Consider the following 19597-nt stretch of genomic DNA (forward strand, 5'->3'; position numbering starts at 1 on the left):
ATGCGATCAAATGTGGGAGCCGGCGGTGCGACGATTCGACTTGCCCGCGATAGGGGCGCCCCAGTTTTTCAGATTAAACTCAGTAGCCATACCGCTTACTGGCCTCGATCGCCAACCCGCTGCCGATACTGCCAAAGATATTGCCTTCCACATGCCGCGCCTGCGGCAGCATCGCCGCCACGCTCTGGCGCAACGCCGGGATCCCGCTGGAACCGCCGGTAAAGAACACCGTGTCCACCTGCTCCACACCGACCGAAGCGTCGGTGAGCAACTGCGCCACGCTGCCGCGCACACGCTCCAGCAAGCTGTCGATGGATGACTCGAACAGTGCCCGGCTCAGGTCCACGCTCAGGCCGGCTTCGATACGATCCAGCGCCACATGGCGGCTGTCTGCGTGGGTCAACTGGATCTTGGTTTCTTCCACTTCCATGGCCAGCCAGTGGCCGGCACGCTGCTCGATGAGCTTGAACAGCCGGTCGATACCGCCGGTGTCCTCGATGTCGTAGCGCATGCTGCCCAGGGCCAGCTGGGATTTCTGCGAGTACACCGAGTTGATGGTGTGCCAGGTGGCCAGGTTCATGTGGTGGCTGGTGGGCATGTAGGCGCCGCTTTTCATGCGGCTGCCGTAACCGAACAGCGGCATCAGGCCCGACAGCGACAGCTGTTTGTCGAAGTCGGTCCCGCCGATGTGCACGCCGCCGGTGGCGAGGATGTCTTCGTGGCGGTTGTCGTGCTGGCGACGCTCCGGAGACAGGCGCACCAGGGAGAAGTCGGAGGTGCCCCCGCCGATGTCGACGATCAGTACCAGTTCTTCCTTGTCGATGGTGGACTCGTAGTCGAACGCCGCAGCAATCGGCTCGTACTGGAACGACACTTCCTTGAAACCCAGCTTGCGTGCGACCTGGGCCAGGGTGTCTTCGGCTTCCTGGTCGGCCAAAGGGTCGTCGTCGACGAAAAATACCGGGCGGCCCAGCACCACCTCTTCGAACTCACGGCTGGCGGCGGCCTCGGCGCGGCTCTTGAGCTGGCCGATGAACAAGCCCAGCAAGTCTTTGAACGGCATCGCGGTGCCCAGCACGCTGGTGTCGTGCTTGATCAACTTGGAACCCAGCAGGCTCTTGAGCGAGCGCATCAGCCGGCCTTCGTAGCCTTCGAGGTATTCGTGCAGCGCCAGGCGACCGTACACCGGACGGCGCTCCTCGATATTGAAGAACACCACCGACGGCAGGGTGATCTTGTCGTCCTCCAACGCGATCAGCGTTTCCATGCCGGGGCGGATCCAGCCGACAGTGGAGTTGGACGTGCCAAAGTCGATACCGCAGGCACGGGCCGGGGATGGGTTGTTCATGTCTATCGGGTTCCGGTCGAAAAACGGCCGCGCAGTGTATGTCAGTCGAAGGCGGATGCGTAGGCCGACCATCCGTTAAATCACGCTTGAAAGTACAGAGTTCGCCCCCACATCAGGTGCATACGGCCAGTGCCGATAACAGGTTGACGTACCCCCCAGGCCACAAGACTCAACAGGTGCAATCCAGCGCACGTTGTGCCTCGGGCTGTGCGATCTCGATTGAGGAAGGTGAACCACCGATGGATTTCAAAGACTACTACAAGATTCTGGGTGTCGAGCCGACGGCTGACGACAAGGCAATCAAGGCCGCGTACCGCAAGCTCGCGCGCAAATACCACCCGGACGTGAGCAAGGAAAAAGACGCGGAAGCCAAGTTCAAGGACGCGTCCGAAGCCTACGAGGCGCTCAAGAGCGCCGACAAGCGTGCCGAGTACGACGAACTGCGCAAGTACGGCCAGCATGGCCAACCGTTCCAGGGACCACCGGGCTGGCAGAGCCGTGGCGGTTTTGGCGGCGGCGGTGGCGAGGACTTTTCGGACTTCTTCAGCTCGATCTTCGGCTCCCGTGGCGACGGCTTCGGTGGCGGCCAGCGCCGTAGCGCCGCGCGCAAGGGCCAGGACGTGGAAATGCAACTGCTGGTGTCGCTCGAAGAGACGCTGTCCACCGAGTCCAAGCAGATCAGTTTCCAGGTGCCGCAATATGACGCCTCGGGCCGGCACGTCACCAACACCACCAAGAGCCTGAACGTGAAGATCCCCGCCGGCGTGGCCGATGGCGAGCGCATCCGCCTCAAGGCCCAGGGCGCGCCCGGCGTGGGCGGTGGCGCCAATGGCGATCTTTACCTGATCATCAAGTTCGCCGCCCATTCGAAGTTCGAAGTGGAAGGCGAAAACCTGGTGATCACCCTGCCGCTGGCCCCCTGGGAATTGGCGCTGGGCGCGGAAGTGGCGGTGCCGACCCTGACCGGCAAGATCAACCTCAAGGTGCCCGCCGGCAGCCAGAACGGCCAGCGCATGCGCGCCAAGGGCCATGGTTTGATGAACAAGGCCGGGGAGCGCGGTTTCCTCTACGTGCAACTCAAGGCCGTCATGCCCAAGCACGCCGATGACGCGACGATTGCGCTGTGGCAGGAACTGGCGAAAAAAGCCGCGTTCAATCCCCGGGAAAATTTCTGATCCCGCGGCCGAGTAACTAACTACCGCTGAACGCAATCACGGGCATGGTGTGCTGACTCTCCATTTCACAGGAGAGGCACCATGCCCGTTAACCCTGAACTTCCCCCCGCGTCCCTCGGCCAGCATGCTCCGCTGATCGAACAATCCCTGCCCGGCTGGGTCACCCAGGCCACGCCGCAACGACGTGAGGCGCTCAAGCAAAGTCCAGCATCCGTTCCCGACTGGTATCGCCAAGCCTCCCCGGCGCAACGTCAGGCCCTCAATGATGCCGCCGTCGCCAGTTTCACTGCCCAGACCCAACTGGATCAGGCCGTGGCGACCCTGCAAGACATCGACAGCTTCGCCGAGCCCCTGCTGGTCAAGGCATTGCAAGACCAGTTCAACGTGCAGCTGGATGTGCACAAGACGCTGCTGCGGCTGGTCAAACCGGTGGCGCTCGGCGTATTGAACATCGAGATTTCCAGCTTTGAGGCACTGCGCCTTCCTTTGCTGCAAGCGGCACTGCATAACTTCGAAGCCGCCGAAGCCGAATCGGGGGCCTTCCATCATACCTCCGGGTTTATCGGCCAGGACTCACAAGGACAGCAGGCCGCTATCAGTACGTCGTTGAGCGTGGCGCAGTTCATCGAGCTGTGTCGCTCGTTGGATATTGGCGCGAAGTACCAGGCATACCTGAAAGCGTTTTTCTATTCGGACGACGCCGAGGCGCTGGCAACACTGCGCTCGACCTTCACGAGCGCACAAAAGGGAGCCCTGGGTGCCGCCGCTCAGTTGGCGCTGCTGAACAAAGATATTGAGCAGGCCGACTACCGCATGATCCGATCAGTCATCGACGGTGAGACCGCCCCCCGGATTGGCGGCAAGCCGGTCTGGTTTCGCGACCTCGCGTTGATGAACCACCGCATGACCGGCTGCATTGCGTTTGTTATCTGCGAGGCATACGGTTACAGCGACGAGGTGATTCTCTACATTCCCAACGATCCCTTTGCGCCTCTCAAACGCCATACCTGGGCCAGCCTGCGAAGACTGTTCAAACAGCGTTTTACCGCGCGCGACGCGTCATCACCCGGTGATGGCCGCCCCAGCACTTACCAGCGTTTTTTCAGTCAATTCGTTGCCTATGCCGACCGACCGGATTACTTCAGCCAGTTCACGCAAGATGTCTCCGGTACGGTAGTCGACGATCTGCTGATGCCCTTTGCCACTTTGCTTAAACAGATCAGCGAAGGCGGTAACCCGTTCAGGCTGTTCACCGAGATCAAGGGGGCTCCTCCCGCCAGGCAACCCCCCCAGGAGCCTAACGACGATCCCTACCTTGATCCCAAAGCGCTGTCGCGCCCCGGCAACCGACTGTGGGCGGAAAATACCGACCTATGGGACTACCTGTTCGATCGCCATCGTGAGCAACTGATCGCCGACGCACGCAGCCACGCGGTTCCTACCGCCGATGTGGATGCCAGGGTGCGTTCGGAAAAGTTCTCACGCCTTCTCAATATCGGCATGCTGGTGCTCAATGCAGTGGCGATGCTGGTGCCCGTGTTGGGCGAAGTCATGATGGTGGTGATGGTCGGCCAACTGCTGTACGAAACGGTTGAGGGCGCCATTGAGTGGAGTGAAGGCAACCGCAAGGCCGCCAAGGCGCATTTGCTCGATGTGGCAGAAAATATCGCACTGCTCGCGGTCATGACGGGGGCGGGAAAAGGCCTGGCCAAACTGACGGCGGTCAAGCCCGAGCCGGTGATCGAAGCGCTGGAGCCCGTGGTGTCGGCAGACGGCAAAACCCGGTTGTGGAAACCCGACCTCAGCACCTATGAAAGCCCCGTTACTTTGCCTGAAGGTGCACGGCCCAATGCCTCGGGGCAATTTCAGGTCAATGGTAAAACCTACATACGCCAAGCCGGCAAAGTCTATGAAAAAACCTTTGATGAAGCAGCGCAGCGTTGGCGTATCCAGCATCCTACCGATGGCCGCGCGTACGCACCGCCTCTCAGTCACAACGGTGCCGGTGCCTGGCGACACACACTTGAGCGTCCGCAAACCTGGGACCGTCTCACCTTGTTGCGGCGCATGGGGCATGTCACTGAGGCTTTTAACGACGAGCAATTGCTAAGCATCGCCGACATCAGCGGTGTCGGTGATGCGCAATTGCGCAAGATGCACCTGGACAACGCGCCGCCACCAGCGGTCCTCGCAGACACCCTGCGCCTGTTCGAAGCGGATCAGAGGGTGGCGCGGGTGATCGAACAGGTCGAGACCGGCCAGGCCGTGGACGAGCATTACCTCTACGTATTGCCCTTGGTGACCGAGATGCCGCGCTGGCCCCGGGGCCGCGTGCTGCAAGTGTTTGACGGGCCGCAGCTGACAGGGGCATCGATCAAGTATGGTGCTGAGCGGCTTTATCCGGGAGCCCCGTACAAACCGCCTATCCGCATAACCCGTGCAGACGTACTGGGCAGTCAATTGCCGGATCGGATCCTGGCGGCGCTGGATGAATCTGAAGTCACCCAACTGCTGGGCGGCGAGCCGGCCCGGGTGAGGGAAAATCGTGTCCAGGAATTCAGAAAGCAGATCGCCGACCATGCGCGCACGCGTCAGCCGGCGTTGTTTGAAAGTCTTTACCGTGGCAATGCCAGCAAAGACCCGCAGGTGACAAAGCTGCAGCGGTTGTATCCAGGGCTTGGCGAGTCGGGCGCCGAGGCGGTGCTGGCCGACGCTGACGCGCAGCAACTGGCTGACCTGCGTGCCACCGGTCGCGTACCGCTGCGCCTGCAGGAGCAGGCACGCTGGCATGTGCAACAGAATCAGCTGGGTCATGCCATTGCCGGGTTACATATGGAAAATCTGGCCTCAGCCGCCAGCAAGCGCCTGGCCCTGCACACCCTGGCCAGGCTGCCGGGTTGGTCCGACGCTGTGCGTCTGGAGCTGCGCGAGGGGCACATCGGTGGGCGGTTGCTGGAGGCCATCGGCAGCGACTCCGCCACCCAGCGCAAATATGTGGTCAAGAGTGGCCCGATGTTCCAGGCATTCAACGAGCGTGGCGAGGCGCTCAACAGCCTGCCGCGCCAGGGTGACAACTTCTACGCGTCGATCATGCACGCGTTGCCCGATGGTTCACGCCAGGCCCTCGGTGTTCCGCAGGTGGCGCAGAGCGCGCAATTGCGCCGGGCAATCATTGACCAGGCGGTACGCCAGCGGCCCGAATCCCGAGCCATTGTCGACGGTGGTACGAGGAAAAAGCGCTGGTTCAAGCCCCCGCAACGCATTTCTGCACAGTTGATCGGTTACCCCGCCAGTGGCGGCGGCCAATTTCACGCACCTCTGCTGGAAAGCCGGGTGCGTGACGTTTACCCGCAACTCACCGACGGTCAGGTCAATGGTTTTATCTTGCAGCGGATGGTGGCCGGTGACAGCGAGCAGCAGATTTTCAACTTGCTCAACAACCGTCTGCGCGAGTGGCAAAGCCTTGAGGCAACCCTCGGTCAATGGGTGCTTGAGCAGCCCCCGCAGCCACGCCGTGATGCGTTATCAGAAATCAACGGACGACGGCAAGCGGCGCAGGCCATCAAAGATTGCTGGAGGGCATCGCCCCTGGCGGAATTGCCACGTTTGGGGGACCTGAATCTTTTCCTGGACGAGCCACTGCCGCCCCTGGACGCGGACTTTTCCCATGTGCGCAGCCTGAGTATCGGCGGGCGCGGCATCAGCGACACCAATATCGAGCAGGTGCTCGGGTATTTCGCCGAGGTGCAGGAGCTGACAGTCATCGTCACCCACCCGCAGTTGCGCACCGTGCCTGCGGCGCTTGCCAAGGTGCCGAAGGTGTCACGGCTGCATATCGCTTCGAACTTCGCCTTCGACGCCGAGCAAACTGCACGACTGTCAACGCTCACCGGGCTGACTGAGCTGCACTTGGATGGCGCCGTGCCCCCTGGGCATGTATTGGATGTCAGCCAGATGCAGCAACTGCGCGATTTGAAGATAAGCCGAAGCTATCAGGCAGGACTGCCCACCGGGGTTCTGGACCTGCCGCTGCTGGAGCGTTTGGACCTTAAAGGTACCGCCATCAGCAGTTTGCCAGCGCGTCTATACGAACCGGGGCACGAGCGCCTGTGGTCAGGCTTGTCCCTGGACTGGTCATGGTTTGCACGGGAAGACTTCCGCCAAGCCTATGACTATGTCCGCAGTCAGCCTGTGCATCTGCTGGACCAGGAAGAAATGGTCAGTGGCTATTGCAAGGGCCAGTTGCAGCGCCTGGCCCGGCTGGACAGCGGTGGTACTTATTTCCCGCCGCTGCTCGGCCAGGCCGGAGAGTTGCAGCCGCTGTTCCTCCAGCTTTGGCCCGATGCCGCGGCGCGCTGGTCGGCTATTGAGGCGTTGACGGCGCAGCACGATCTTTTTGTGCAACCCCTGGAAGCCTGGGTTACCAACGGCGTATCCATGGAAGTCATACAGCGCAATAACATGGCAGGCGATCTCAAACGCAGTTGGTACCAGGGTTTGCTCAAGCGCTATGGCGCGCGGCAGTATTCGGCAGACCTGGAGTTGCCCCGCGTGCGAATCAGCGAGTTCCCCCCGATGCCCCAACAGGGTTTCGAGCATGTGCAATCGCTGAACTTCAAAGGTGCCCGTTTGCCCGCGCAGACTTTGCCGGGTTTTGTGAGTGGCTTCAGCGGCCTGCGCGCTCTGAACCTGGGGGATTGCAGCCTCGCCGACCTGCCTTTGGATGCAGGTGATTGGGCGGGGCTGGAACATCTGGACCTGAGCCACAATCCGCTTGAAGGTCTGGATGTCGGCGCGATGGTCCACCTGCGTACGCTGGGGTTGAGCCACACCAGCCTGTCGGCTTGGCCCTTGGGTTGGGAGAATTTGCCTGCACTGGAATGGCTTGATTTGCGCGGCAGCCACATCACCCAAGTGCCGCAGGGGGTGCTGGCCGATGACGCGGCCGTCCTGAGCACCAACCTGCTTGGCACACCGTTGACCGAGGCGGCCAGCTCGCACTGGGCTGCGGCCATGCAGCGGGTGGAACTGAACCAGGGGCTGCCGGCAGGCACCCTGGAGCGTTTTGGCCTGGAGCCCGTTCCCGAGCGGTTTCCACCTCAGGAAACCGGCGGTTCATTGACCCATCACTTATTGCCCTTGCCCGCTCCGCAAGCGGCGAGCAGCTCGCCGCAGCAACGCGTGTTGCGCCTATGGCCTGAACTTCAGGCTGACGAGCTGCAGCGCTGGGCCACACGGATGGCCGACGAAGGGGTGAGCGAGCAACAGTTGCATACCCGGCTCGATGGGTGGAGTGGCCAGTTCGAGGCACTGGTGCGCCAGCTCAATGGCTGGCTGTTCACCCGTGAAGCCCGTGGCTCAACGTGGGTGGTGAACGCCCAGATCCGCCGGCAGGCGGCTCTGCGGATCGTTGGCGCCTGGCGCGAGGGGTTGTGCGTGCGCGCTGTCGAACCGCTACGAAGCCTCGAACTGGAAGGCTTGCAATTGGGCGATCTGCCCCGGCTTCCCGACGCATTCGGGCACATTGAAACCTTGAACGCCGCGGGTGTGCTGCTTTCCGAGACTGGCTCCGAAGGTTTCTTCGAAGCGTTTCCCCGTGTTCGGACGCTGGTACTCAATAACAATGCGTTGAGCGAATTGCCCCGAGGGGTTGCAGGCATGGCGCACCTGGAACGCCTGGAGCTGGCGGGGAACCTGCTCGCCGAGGGTGACGGGTTGTGTGCCACCCTGGCGCGATACCCCAACCTGCAGTGGCTGGACGTGAGCCAGAATCAGCTGGATGTTTTCAGCGTCGACGGTCTATCGCGCCTGCAAACCCTGGATATCAGCAGCAACCGCTTGGAGGAGTGGCCCGACGCAGTGTTGCAGTCGAGCGCCCTGCGTACCCTGGACCTGCGCAACAACAACATCGAGTCCATACCCTCCGAGGCTCTCGACGGAACTCATGATCAATTGATGGAGGGCGTCGACCTGTCCGACAACATTGAATTGTCACGCGACAGCCTGGAGCGCTTACAGGCGTACGCTGCTGATACAGAGCGTCCCGCGACTCTAGGACTGAGCCGTCGTGAGATCGAGGAGTTGCTGGACGACAGCCCGCAAAGCGACGCAGAGGCCGTGGAGTCCGATGAGGAACTGCCCGAACCGCCGCCGGTGGATGAACAGGTGGGTGGTTGGTTGGGTAGCGTGCCGGTCGACGAGCAGAATCTTCGTCGTGAACGGTGGGCGCAATTGCTGAGAGAACCGGGCAATGCGGCATTCTTCCACCTGCTCGAACGCCTGCAAGACACCGAGGAATACCGACTGGCGCGTGCCGATCTGACTCACCGGGTCTGGAGGGTGATGGACGCCGTCAACGATGATGCCGAGTTGCGCGGCACCGTGTTTGCCATGTCCAGCACCCACGGCACCTGCGTTGACGGGCGCATGCTCACCTTCAGCAACCTGGAGATCAAGGTTTTCGAACATGATGCCTTACAACGCATCGACCCCACGCGCTTGGATCAGAAAGGCCCGGCCCTGTTGAAGCTGGCGCGTCAGCTGTTCCGCCTCGACAAGGTTGAAGCCTTGGCCAGCCAGGAAGCCAGTCCGGGCATGGACGCGGCCGAAGTGCGCCTGGAATACCGTATCGGCCTGCGTGATGCGTTGGACTTGCCGGGGCAGCCGGCGTACATGAAGTTCGGCAGGCCCCTGCGCGGCGCAGAGCAGAGCCAGGCGCTGGAGGCCGTGCGTGCGGCGGAAAGCTCCGAGGCGTTTTATGAGTACTTGATTAACGTCGATTACTGGGCTGCTTATCTTGAGGAAAAGTACCCCGCCGAGTTCGCCGAGCTGGAACGCGTCAAATCGCAAAAGCGCGAGGCGTTGGAAATCGCCCATCCGCAGATCGACCAGCAATACGCCGAAGCTGCGACCATGCTGGATATCGAGTTGTCCACGGCGCGCAATGAAAAACTGATCGCCCTGTCACGTCGGGAAGTCGCCGAGCAGCCCCCCAACGCCAGATGATCTTGTGCCCGTTTAATCGCCCCGCAGGGCTCAGAACAGGAAATACCGCTGGGCCATCGGCAACACCTCCGCCGGCTCGCACCACAGCAACACCCCGTCGGCCTTGACCTGATAGGTCTGCGGGTCGACCTCGATATCCGGCAGGTAATCGTTGTGGATCAGGTCGGTTTTCTGCACTGCGCGGCAACCCTTGACCACGGCGATCTGTTTTTTCAACCCCAGGGCTTCGGGCACTCCGGCGTCCTGGGCGGCCTGGCTGATAAAGGTCAGGCTGGTGGCGTGCAATGAACTGCCGAAGCTGGCGAACATGGGACGGTAGTGCACCGGTTGCGGCGTGGGGATCGAGCCGTTGATGTCGCCCATCAGGCTGGAGGCAATCGCGCCGCCCTTGAGGATCAGTGTCGGCTTGATACCAAAGAAGGCCGGGCGCCACAGCACCAGGTCGGCCCATTTGCCGACTTCGATGGAGCCGACGATATGGCTCACGCCGTGGGTGATCGCCGGGTTGATGGTGTACTTGGCGATGTAGCGCTTGACGCGGAAGTTGTCGTTGCCTGCGCCGTCACCGGGCAGGGCGCCGCGCTGTTTTTTCATTTTGTCGGCGGTTTGCCAGGTGCGGGTGATCACTTCGCCTACGCGGCCCATGGCCTGGCTGTCGGAACTGATCATGGAGAACGCGCCGAGGTCGTGCAGGATATCTTCGGCGGCAATGGTCTCGCGGCGGATGCGGCTTTCGGCGAAGGCCACGTCTTCGGCGATGCTCGGATCGAGGTGGTGGCAGACCATCAGCATGTCGAGGTGTTCGTCGATGGTGTTGCGGGTAAACGGGCGCGTCGGGTTGGTCGAACTCGGCAAGACGTTGGGGAAACCGCAGGCCTTGATGATGTCCGGCGCGTGACCGCCACCGGCCCCTTCGGTGTGGTAGGTGTGGATGGTACGGCCCTTGAGCGCGGCCAGGGTGGCTTCGACAAAACCGGACTCGTTGAGGGTGTCGCTGTGGATCGCCACCTGCACGTCGTACTCGTCGGCCACGCCCAGGCAGTTGTCGATGCTGGCCGGCGTGGTGCCCCAGTCTTCGTGCAGCTTCAAACCGATGGCGCCGGCCTTGACCTGTTCGATCAGCGGCTCCGGCAAGCTGGCGTTGCCCTTGCCGGTGAAACCGATGTTCATCGGGAACGAATCGCTGGCCTGGAGCATGCGCGCCAGGTGCCAGGGCCCTGAGGTGCAGGTGGTGGCATTGGTACCGGTGGCCGGCCCGGTGCCGCCGCCGATCATGGTGGTGACGCCGCTGGTCAGCGCTTCTTCGATCTGTTGTGGGCAGATGAAATGCACATGGGTGTCGATACCGCCTGCGGTGAGGATCATGCCCTCGCCGGCAATTACCTCGGTGCTGGCGCCGATGGCCATGGTCACGCCGGGCTGCACATCCGGGTTGCCGGCCTTGCCGATGGCGTGGATGCGACCGTTCTTCAGGCCGACGTCGGCCTTGACGATGCCCCAGTGGTCGATGATCAGCGCGTTGGTGATCAGGGTGTCGACCACTTCATGGGCGAGTAACTGGCTTTGGCCCTGGCCATCGCGGATGACCTTGCCGCCGCCGAATTTCACTTCTTCGCCGTAGATCGTGAAGTCTTTTTCCACTTCGACGAACAGCTCGGTGTCGGCCAGGCGGACCTTGTCACCGACGGTGGGGCCGTACATGTCGGCGTAGGCTTGGCGGCTGATTTTCATGTGGTTGCCCTGAAGATGTTTGTTGAATGTGAGATCGCTATCGCGGGCAAGTCGAATCGTCGCACCGCCGCTCCCACAGGTTGAATTGTGAATACATTCCCAATGTGGGAGCTGGCTTGCCTGCGAAGAGGCCCTAAAGGTCGCCCATGATCCGCCCGGCAAAGCCGAACACCCGGCGCCCGCCGCTCAAATCCACCAACTCCACCTCGCGACTCTGCCCCGGCTCGAAGCGCACCGCCGTCCCCGCCGGGATATTCAGGCGCATGCCCCGGCTGGCTGTACGGTCAAAGGTCAGCGCGTCGTTGGTCTCGAAAAAATGATAATGCGAGCCCACCTGGATCGGTCGGTCGCCGCTGTTGGCCACGCTCAGGGTGACGGTGCGGCGGCCCGCGTTGAGTTCGATCTCGCCAGGCTGGATCTGATATTCGCCAGGAATCATGCAGGTTGCCCCAGGGTCTTGAAGTAGATGGCGGTCGGGCTGTAGCGCCCGTCCGGGCTTTGGCAGTAGTCGGGCAGTTCACCGACCTTGATATAGCGCAACGACTGGTAGAAGGCTTCGGCCGGTGAGCCGGCCTCGGTGTCCAGGTACAGCAGGCCGCGCTGGTGCTGGCGCGCGGCGAGTTCCAGGGTGTTCATCAATTGCTGGCCCAGCCCATGGCGACGTGCGCTGCTGTGCACCAGCAGCTTTTGCACCTCGGCGCGGTTAAGGCCATTGGCTTTCTGGCACAGCGCCAATTGCACGCTGGCGATCACCTGTTCATCGCGCACCACCACCCATAGCAACAGGCTGGCGTCTTTGATGCTTGCCTGTACGCCGTGCAAATACTCGCGGGCCTGGGCGTCGTCGAAGTCGGCCATGAAACCGACGGAGGCGCCGTGCCTGACTGCGTCCAGCAGCAGCTCGATCAAGCCCGACCGATAGTGGGCAAAGCTTTCAGCATTGACCCGACGCAGTTGCGCAGCACTCATCGACGTCACTCCTTGGGCGGTTCGGCGCCCGGGTTCAAGGCCAATTGCATAAAGGTCAGGTCCAGCCAGCGGCCGAACTTGATACCCACTTGGGGCATTTGCCCGGTGGTGATGAACCCCAGGCGCTCGTGCAGGCGGATCGAGGCCAGGTTGCCGCTTTCGATGGCGGCGACCATCACATGTTTACCGCCGCTGCGCGCGCGTTCGATCAACGCCTCCATCAGGCGCGGGCCCAGGCCCTTGCCGCGCTGGTTGCTGCGCACGTACACCGAGTGTTCGACGCTGTAGCGAAAACCTTCGAAAGGCCGCCAGTCACCAAAAGAGGCGTAGCCGGTGACTTCATCGTTTTCCACCGAGACCAGGATCGGATAGCCCTGGGCATGGCGCGCACTGAACCAGGCTTGGCGGTTGCCCAGGTCGACGGGTTGTTCGTTCCAGATCGCCGTGGTGTTGAGCACCGCGTCGTTGTAGATGTCGCGGATCGCCGGCAGATCGCTTTGGGTTGCGTCACGAATCATGCTCGGGCCTCACGCGATCGGTTGGTGGACGGTGACCAGCTTGGTGCCATCGGGAAACGTGGCTTCCACCTGGATGTCCGGGATCATTTCCGGAATGCCTTCCATCACCTGCTCGCGACTGAGCAGGGTGGTGCCGTAGTGCATCAGGTCGGCCACGGTGCGGCCATCGCGTGCGCCTTCCATCAAGGCCGCGGAGATGTAGGCGATGGTTTCCGGGTAGTTGAGCTTCACACCGCGTGCCAGGCGGCGTTCGGCGACGAGGCCGGCGGTGAAGATCAGCAGTTTGTCTTTTTCCCGTGGGGTCAGGTCCATGGTTCAAGGTCCTTCATAAATACATTCTCAAATACACCAGAGATTCAATGTGAAAGCCGCTTTGTGTGGGGGGCAGATTCCACATTTAGATCTTCATGTGCTCCAGATTCGGGGTGGAACAGCTTCTCGGCCCAGTACGGCAGGGCGTAGCAACTTCCATAAATCAATCAACCAGGCCCGTGCATGCAGCGCTTCACTGGCCAGGCAACGGGCAACCAGCAGGCCGGGCAGTTGGGTCAGGTCACCGCGCACTCCATGGGGCAGGGCGCGGCAGTCTTCCAGTAATTCAGGGGCAATCTCGGCGGTCAGCAGCAGCGTGGCAAACACCGGGTGCCCGTCCAGGCCGATGGGCGAGTCGAGCAAACCGTCGGCGCCTGCAATGCGCTGGCGCTCATGCCAGAGCAACTGGCCGTCACGGCGAATATCCAGATGCGATTGAAAGTGGCCGAGGTCGAAGCGCTCGTCACTGGCGGGCCGACCCAGGGCGACGACATCCCAGTAGAACAGGCGCGCATCCCCCTTGAGCTCGATGCGCGTGGTGAGCTCGGCCTGTGCGGCACTGAACACGATGGTTTCCTGGGGCAGCCATTCCAGGGTGGCACCGGCTTCAACGGTGAGCTCCACCTGTTGGAACGCAGGGCTCTTGGCGCGGTACCACTTGGCCGCGCCGGGGCTGGTCAATTGCGCCCAGGCACCTTCGGCGACATGGGCGCTGATGTCCAGGCGGTCCCCGCCGGCAATCCCGCCAGGCGGGTGCACGATGATGTGCTGACACACCTCGGGGCCTTCGGCGTACAGGTGTTTTTGCACCCGCAGGGGGCCGAGGTGGCGACGCATGACCGGGCGTGTGGTGTCGCCGAAGCGCGCATAACCCAGTTCCAGCTCGGCATGCCAGCTGGGGGTGAACAGGGCAGGGGTAACGGGCAGGTTCATGGCAAGGTGCTTATCGTCAGGACGCTACAGATTAGATGGTAACGAGGCCTCTGACACCCTCGCTTTCCATATTTTCACCTTTGCCCTGCTGCACGATTTCACCCCGTGACATCACCAGGTACTGGTCCGCCAGTTCGGCGGCGAAATCATAGAATTGCTCCACCAGCAAAATGGCCATATCGCCCCGGGCAGCGAGCTTCTTGATCACCGCGCCGATCTCCTTGATCACAGACGGTTGGATCCCTTCGGTGGGCTCATCGAGAATCAACAGCCGCGGGCGGCTGGCCAGGGCGCGGCCAATTGCCAACTGCTGTTGCTGGCCGCCGGACAGGTCGCCGCCACGGCGATGTTTCATTTGCAGCAACACCGGGAACAGCTCGTAGATAAACGCCGGCACTTCTTTGGCCTCGGAACCGGGGAAGCGTGAAAGGCCCATCAGCAGGTTTTCTTCCACCGTCAGCCGCCCGAAAATCTCCCGGCCCTGGGGCACGTAGGCGATGCCGGCGTGCACGCGCTGGTGCGGCTTGAGCGCGGTGATGGTCTTGCCTTCCCAGTTCACCGCGCCTTCTTTGGCCGGCAGCAAACCCATCAAGCACTTGAGCAGGGTAGTCTTGCCCACGCCATTACGGCCAAGCAAACAGGTGACTTCGCCGACCTTCACGTCAAAGCTCAGCCCGCGCAGGATGTGGCTCCCGCCGTAGTACTGGTGCAGTTTGTCGACTTGCAGCATGTTCAAATTCTCCTCAATTCCCTGACTGGAACCGGATCAACTGTGGGAGCTGGCTGTGGCTGGGTTAGCGACCGAGGTACACCTCGATCACCCGCTCGTTTTCCTGCACCTGTTCCAGCGAACCCTCCGCCAGCACGCTGCCCTGGTGCAACACGGTCACGTGGTCGGCAATCGAGCCGACAAAGCCCATGTCGTGTTCCACCACCATCAGCGAATGCTTGCCCGCCAGGCGCTTGAACAGTTCAGCCGTAAACTCGGTTTCGGCGTCCGTCATGCCCGCCACCGGTTCGTCCAGCAGCAACAGTTGCGGGTCCTGCATCAGCAGCATGCCGATCTCCAGGAACTGCTTCTGGCCGTGGGACAGCAAACCCGCCTGGCGCTGTACCGACGTGGTCAGGCGGATGGTGTCGAGCACTTCGTCGATGCGGTCTTTCTGTTCGCCACTCAAGCGCGCACGCAGGCTGGCCCACACGGATTTGTCGGTTTTCTGCGCCAGCTCCAGGTTTTCGAACACGCTCAGCGCTTCGAACACCGTGGGCTTCTGGAACTTGCGGCCGATGCCGGCCTGGGCGATCTGCACTTCGCTCATGCTCGTCAAGTCGAGGGTTTCGCCAAACCAGGCCTTGCCGTGGCTGGGGCGGGTCTTGCCGGTGATCACGTCCATCAGCGTGGTCTTGCCTGCGCCGTTGGGGCCGATGATGCAACGCAGCTCGCCGACGCCGATATACAGGTTCAAGTCGTTGAGCGCCTTGAAACCGTCGAAGCTGACGCTGATGTCTTCCAGGGTCAAAATCGTGCCGTGACGGGTATTGAGGCCCTTGCCGGCGGCCTGGCCGATGCCGATGGCATCGCGGCCGCTGCCGGCGTCGAAAAGGGGTTCAAGCATGACGTTCCTCACTTCTTCAGCAGCCCGATGATGCCCTTGGGCAGGTACAGGGTGACGATGATGAACAGCGCTCCCAGGAAGAACAGCCAGTATTCCGGGAAGGCCACGGTGAACCAGCTCTTCATGCCGTTCACCACCCCCGCGCCGAGCAACGGGCCGATCAGCGTGCCGCGCCCGCCCAGGGCCACCCATACGGCGGCTTCGATGGAGTTGGTCGGGGACATTTCGCTGGGGTTGATGATGCCCACCTGCGGCACATACAACGCCCCGGCCAAGCCGCACAGCACCGCGCTCAATACCCACACGAACAACTTGAAACCGCGCGGATCGTAGCCGCAGAACATCAGGCGGTTCTCGGCATCGCGCAATGCGGTCAGCACGCGACCGAACTTGCTCTTCGCCAGGCGCCAGCCGATGTACAGGCTGGCCACCAGCAACAGCACCGTGGCCACGAACAACACCGCCCGCGTGCCGGGCTCGGTGATGCCGAAGCCGAGGATGCTGCGAAAGTTGGTGAAGCCGTTGTTACCGCCAAACCCCGTCTCGTTGCGAAAGAACAGCAACATTCCGGCGAAGGTCAGCGCCTGGGTCATGATCGAGAAATACACGCCCTTGATCCGTGAGCGAAACGCGAAGAAGCCGAACACCAGCGCCAGCACACCCGGGGCCAATACCACCAGGCACAGGGCCCAGAGGAAATGCTCGGTGCCCGCCCAATACCACGGCAATTCAGTCCATGAGAGGAAGGTCATGAACGCCGGCAGTTCATCGCCGGAAGCCTGGCGCATCAGGTACATGCCCATCGCATAACCACCCAGCGCGAAGAACAGGCCGTGGCCGAGGGACAACATGCCCGCATAACCCCACACCAGGTCCAGGGCCAGGGCGACGATGGCGTAGCAGAGGATCTTGCCCACCAGTGTCAGGGTGTAGGCCGAAACATGCAGGGCGCTGTCCGCCGGCAGCAGCGAAAGCAACGGCAACGTGAGCAGCACGACGAGGACCGCCACGCCCACGGCCATCGTTACCTTGGGGCCGGCCTTTTGCGTGGCCGTCAGCATCAATGGTTGGTTCATCAGTCGATCACCCGTCCTTTCAGTGCGAAGAGTCCTTGCGGGCGTTTCTGGATAAACAGAATGATCAGCGCGAGGATCAGGATCTTGCCGAGCACGGCACCGATCTGCGGTTCGAGAATCTTGTTGGCGATGCCCAGGCCGAACGCCGCCATGACGCTACCGGCCAACTGGCCGACACCGCCGAGCACCACCACCAGGAACGAGTCGATGATGTAGCTCTGGCCGAGGTCCGGGCCGACGTTGCCGATCTGGCTCAGCGCTACGCCGCCCAGTCCTGCGATGCCGGAGCCGAGGCCGAAGGCGAGCATGTCCACGCGCCCGGTGGGCACGCCGCAGCAGGCGGCCATGTTGCGGTTCTGGGTGACGGCGCGCACGTTGAGGCCCAGGCGGGTCTTGTTCAGCAGCAGCCAGGTCAGCACCACCACGCACAGCGCAAACGCGATGATCACGATGCGGTTGTACGGCAGCACCAGGTTGGGCAGCACCTGGATGCCGCCGGAAAGCCACGCGGGGTTCGACACTTCAACGTTCTGCGCACCGAACACCAGGCGCACCAACTGGATCAGCATCAGGCTGATGCCCCAGGTGGCCAACAGGGTTTCCAGGGGGCGGCCATACAGATGGCGAATCACCGTGCGCTCCAGTGCCATGCCGATGGCGGCGGTCACGAAGAACGCGACCGGCAGTGCGATCAACGGGTAGAACTCGATGGCCGCGGGCATGTAGCGCTGCATCAGCAACTGCACCGCATAGGTGGAATAGGCGCCGAGCATCAGCATCTCGCCGTGGGCCATGTTGATCACCCCGAGCAAGCCGAAGGTGATCGCCAGGCCCAGGGCCGCCAGCAACAGGATCGAGCCCAGGGACATGCCGCTGAAGGCCTGGCCGAGGATCTCGCCGAATATCAGTTTGCGCTTGACCTGGGCCAGGCTGGTTTCGGCGGCGGTGTGCACGGCGGTATCGGTCTCAACGCCAGGGGCCAGCAGCGCTTCAAGGCGCGTGCGGGCCAGCGGGTCGCCGGTATTGCCGAGCAGGCGCACGGCGGCGAGGCGCACCACGGGGTCGGGGTCGACCAGTTGCAGATTGGCCAGGGCCAGGCTGAGGGCGGTGTGCACGTCCTCGTTGGTTTCGCTGGCGACCTGCTGGTCGAGGAATTTGAGCTGCGCAGGTTGTGCGCTTTTTTGCAGAACTTGTGCAGCGGCCAGGCGAACTTTCGGGTCGGCGGCGAGCAGTTGCTGGCTGGCCCGTACGTTGTCGATCAGGCCGCGCAGGCGGTTGTTCAGGCGCACGGTTTTGGTTTCACCGTTGACCGTGAGTTGGCCTTGTTGCAGGGCGTCCACCAACTCGATGCGCGCAGGATCCGGCTGGGCGGCCCAGTCCTGGAGCAGCTTGGCTTGTTGGGCGGGGTTGGCGGACAGGAAGTCGTCGGCGTCGCTGGCGTGTGCGGCGAAGGGCAGCACAAGCAGGGCCGTGAGGATGAAGCGGTACAGGGCAGTGGGCATATTCTTGGGCCTTGCTCGAACTAATGTGGGAGCTGGCTTGCCTGCGATAGCGGTGTATCAGATACACCGAGTCGTCTGCATCGCAGGCAAGCCAGCTCCCACAGGGATTGTGTCGGCCTCAAGTGCCGGCACCCCTCGGATCAGTTGCTCTTGACGGCGTAATCCGGCTTCTTGTCGTTACCCGGGATGTACGGGCTCCACGGCTGGGCACGGATCGGCTCCTGGGTCTGCCACACCACCGAGAACTGCCCGTCGGCCTGGATCTCGCCGATCATCACCGGCTTGTGCAGGTGGTGGTTGGTCTTGTCCATGGTCAGGGTGAAGCCCGACGGCGCGGCGAAGGTCTGGCCGGCCAGGGCTTCACGTACTTTGTCGACGTCGGTGGACTTGGCTTTCTCCGCCGCCTGCGCCCACATGTGGATGCCCACGTAGGTGGCTTCCATCGGGTCGTTGGTCACGGCCTTGTCCGCGCCCGGCAGGTTGTGGGCCTTGGCATAGGCCTTCCAGTCGGCGACGAATTTCTTGTTCACCGGGTTCTCCACCGACTGGAAGTAGTTCCAGGCGGCGAGGTTGCCCACCAGCGGTTTGGTGTCGATACCGCGCAGTTCTTCTTCACCCACCGAGAACGCCACCACGGGTACTTCGGTCGCCTTCAGGCCCTGGTTGGCCAGCTCTTTGTAGAACGGCACGTTGGAGTCGCCGTTCACGGTGGAAATCACCGCGGTTTTGCCGCCGGCGGAGAACTTCTTGATGTTGGCGACGATGGTCTGGTAGTCGGAATGGCCGAACGGGGTGTAGACCTCTTCGATGTCTTTATCGGCGACGCCTTTGGAGTGCAGGAACGAACGCAGGATCTTGTTGGTGGTGCGCGGGTACACATAGTCGGTCCCCAGCAGGAAGAAGCGCTTGGCGCTGCCGCCTTCTTCGCTCATCAGGTATTCCACCGCCGGGATCGCTTGCTGGTTGGGCGCCGCGCCGGTGTAGAACACGTTCGGCGACATCTCTTCACCTTCGTACTGCACCGGGTAGAACAGCAGGCCGTTGAGCTCTTCGAACACCGGCAACACCGATTTGCGCGACACCGAGGTCCAGCAGCCGAACACCACAGCCACCTTGTCCTGGGTCAGCAGCTGGCGGCCCTTTTCAGCGAACAACGGCCAGTTGGACGCCGGGTCCACCACCACAGGTTCCAGCATCTTGCCGTTCACACCGCCCTTGGCGTTGATCTCGTCGATGGTCATCAGCGCCATGTCTTTGAGCGACGTTTCGGAGATGGCCATGGTGCCGGACAGCGAGTGCAGGATGCCGACCTTGATGGTCTCGGCGGCCTGTACGGTCCAGGTCATGCCCATGGCGGCAATGGATGCCGAAAGAGTGAAAGCCTTGATCAAGCTGCGACGCTTCATGGTGCG

Annotated in this window: 14 protein-coding genes; 2 read left to right on the forward strand and 12 right to left on the reverse strand. The window is 62.2% G+C overall.

Features of this window, described 5'->3' with window-relative positions; all coding sequences use genetic code 11:
* Positions 1–79 precede the first annotated feature (79 nt).
* Positions 80–1348, reverse strand: coding sequence for an Hsp70 family protein (locus ACW9IB_RS22465; protein ID WP_457415579.1), 1269 nt, complete (start codon positions 1346–1348; stop codon positions 80–82).
* Positions 1349–1587: 239 nt separating this feature from the next.
* Between ACW9IB_RS22465 and ACW9IB_RS22470 the strand changes: the two genes are divergently transcribed.
* Both ACW9IB_RS22470 and ACW9IB_RS22475 read left to right on the forward strand, forming a co-directional pair.
* Positions 1588–2523: a DnaJ C-terminal domain-containing protein gene (locus tag ACW9IB_RS22470; RefSeq protein ID WP_457368423.1), complete on the forward strand. Its 936-nt coding sequence runs from the start codon at positions 1588–1590 to the stop codon at positions 2521–2523.
* A gap of 81 nt (positions 2524–2604) precedes the next feature.
* A complete protein-coding gene (locus tag ACW9IB_RS22475) occupies positions 2605–9528 on the forward strand; it encodes an NEL-type E3 ubiquitin ligase domain-containing protein (protein WP_457415580.1) in 6924 nt (2307 codons plus the stop codon).
* A gap of 30 nt (positions 9529–9558) precedes the next feature.
* Here ACW9IB_RS22475 and ureC read toward each other — a convergent pair whose 3' ends face one another.
* The 11 genes from ureC to urtA form a co-directional block, all read right to left on the reverse strand.
* Entirely contained in the window at positions 9559–11259 is a 1701-nt protein-coding gene (ureC, locus tag ACW9IB_RS22480) for an urease subunit alpha (RefSeq protein WP_457415581.1), read from the reverse strand.
* Between the two features lie 133 nt (positions 11260–11392).
* Entirely contained in the window at positions 11393–11698 is a 306-nt protein-coding gene (locus ACW9IB_RS22485) for an urease subunit beta (protein ID WP_457415582.1), read from the reverse strand.
* On the reverse strand, positions 11695–12228 hold the full coding sequence (locus tag ACW9IB_RS22490) for a GNAT family N-acetyltransferase (protein WP_457415583.1): 534 nt from the start codon (positions 12226–12228) through the stop codon (positions 11695–11697). Before ACW9IB_RS22490 ends, ACW9IB_RS22485 begins: the two co-directional genes overlap by 4 nt.
* A 5-nt stretch (positions 12229–12233) precedes the next feature.
* Positions 12234–12746 carry an N-acetyltransferase family protein gene (locus tag ACW9IB_RS22495; protein WP_457368418.1) on the reverse strand — a complete coding sequence of 171 codons (513 nt, stop codon included), beginning with the start codon at positions 12744–12746 and terminating at the stop codon, positions 12234–12236.
* 9 nt (positions 12747–12755) lie between these two features.
* Positions 12756–13058 (reverse strand): urease subunit gamma, encoded by a 303-nt coding sequence (gene ureA, locus ACW9IB_RS22500; RefSeq protein WP_003171437.1) that lies wholly within the window; start codon positions 13056–13058, stop codon positions 12756–12758.
* A gap of 93 nt (positions 13059–13151) precedes the next feature.
* Positions 13152–13991, reverse strand: a complete 840-nt coding sequence (locus tag ACW9IB_RS22505) for an urease accessory protein UreD (protein ID WP_457415584.1) — start codon at positions 13989–13991, stop codon at positions 13152–13154.
* Positions 13992–14022: 31 nt separating this feature from the next.
* Positions 14023–14721 (reverse strand): urea ABC transporter ATP-binding subunit UrtE, encoded by a 699-nt coding sequence (gene urtE, locus ACW9IB_RS22510; protein WP_457368416.1) that lies wholly within the window; start codon positions 14719–14721, stop codon positions 14023–14025.
* Positions 14722–14785: 64 nt separating this feature from the next.
* Positions 14786–15607 carry an urea ABC transporter ATP-binding protein UrtD gene (urtD, locus tag ACW9IB_RS22515; protein WP_457368415.1) on the reverse strand — a complete coding sequence of 274 codons (822 nt, stop codon included), beginning with the start codon at positions 15605–15607 and terminating at the stop codon, positions 14786–14788.
* A gap of 8 nt (positions 15608–15615) precedes the next feature.
* A complete protein-coding gene (gene urtC, locus ACW9IB_RS22520; RefSeq protein WP_457415603.1) occupies positions 15616–16629 on the reverse strand; it encodes an urea ABC transporter permease subunit UrtC in 1014 nt (337 codons plus the stop codon).
* Between the two features lie 53 nt (positions 16630–16682).
* Positions 16683–18185 carry an urea ABC transporter permease subunit UrtB gene (gene urtB / locus ACW9IB_RS22525; RefSeq protein WP_457415585.1) on the reverse strand — a complete coding sequence of 501 codons (1503 nt, stop codon included), beginning with the start codon at positions 18183–18185 and terminating at the stop codon, positions 16683–16685.
* A 140-nt stretch (positions 18186–18325) separates the two neighbouring features.
* The gene (gene urtA / locus ACW9IB_RS22530) at positions 18326–19591 is read right to left on the reverse strand and encodes an urea ABC transporter substrate-binding protein (protein ID WP_457415586.1); all 1266 of its coding nucleotides are present in this window, start codon (positions 19589–19591) and stop codon (positions 18326–18328) included.
* Positions 19592–19597 lie beyond the last annotated feature (6 nt).

This window comes from Pseudomonas sp. SDO524_S393 (assembly GCF_054071875.1).

Excerpts from the sequence above, each read along its gene's own strand:
- ACW9IB_RS22465 (WP_457415579.1), bottom strand. The coding sequence starts at position 1,348 with ATGAACAACCCATCCCCGGCCCGTGCCTGCGGTATCGACTTTGGCACG.
- ACW9IB_RS22470 (WP_457368423.1), top strand. The coding sequence starts at position 1,588 with ATGGATTTCAAAGACTACTACAAGATTCTGGGTGTCGAGCCGACGGCT.
- ACW9IB_RS22475 (WP_457415580.1), top strand. The coding sequence starts at position 2,605 with ATGCCCGTTAACCCTGAACTTCCCCCCGCGTCCCTCGGCCAGCATGCT.
- ureC (WP_457415581.1), bottom strand. The coding sequence starts at position 11,259 with ATGAAAATCAGCCGCCAAGCCTACGCCGACATGTACGGCCCCACCGTC.
- ACW9IB_RS22485 (WP_457415582.1), bottom strand. The coding sequence starts at position 11,698 with ATGATTCCTGGCGAATATCAGATCCAGCCTGGCGAGATCGAACTCAAC.
- ACW9IB_RS22490 (WP_457415583.1), bottom strand. The coding sequence starts at position 12,228 with ATGAGTGCTGCGCAACTGCGTCGGGTCAATGCTGAAAGCTTTGCCCAC.
- ACW9IB_RS22495 (WP_457368418.1), bottom strand. The coding sequence starts at position 12,746 with ATGATTCGTGACGCAACCCAAAGCGATCTGCCGGCGATCCGCGACATC.
- ureA (WP_003171437.1), bottom strand. The coding sequence starts at position 13,058 with ATGGACCTGACCCCACGGGAAAAAGACAAACTGCTGATCTTCACCGCC.
- ACW9IB_RS22505 (WP_457415584.1), bottom strand. The coding sequence starts at position 13,991 with ATGAACCTGCCCGTTACCCCTGCCCTGTTCACCCCCAGCTGGCATGCC.
- urtE (WP_457368416.1), bottom strand. The coding sequence starts at position 14,721 with ATGCTGCAAGTCGACAAACTGCACCAGTACTACGGCGGGAGCCACATC.
- urtD (WP_457368415.1), bottom strand. The coding sequence starts at position 15,607 with ATGCTTGAACCCCTTTTCGACGCCGGCAGCGGCCGCGATGCCATCGGC.
- urtC (WP_457415603.1), bottom strand. The coding sequence starts at position 16,629 with ATGGCCGTGGGCGTGGCGGTCCTCGTCGTGCTGCTCACGTTGCCGTTG.
- urtB (WP_457415585.1), bottom strand. The coding sequence starts at position 18,185 with ATGCCCACTGCCCTGTACCGCTTCATCCTCACGGCCCTGCTTGTGCTG.
- urtA (WP_457415586.1), bottom strand. The coding sequence starts at position 19,591 with ATGAAGCGTCGCAGCTTGATCAAGGCTTTCACTCTTTCGGCATCCATT.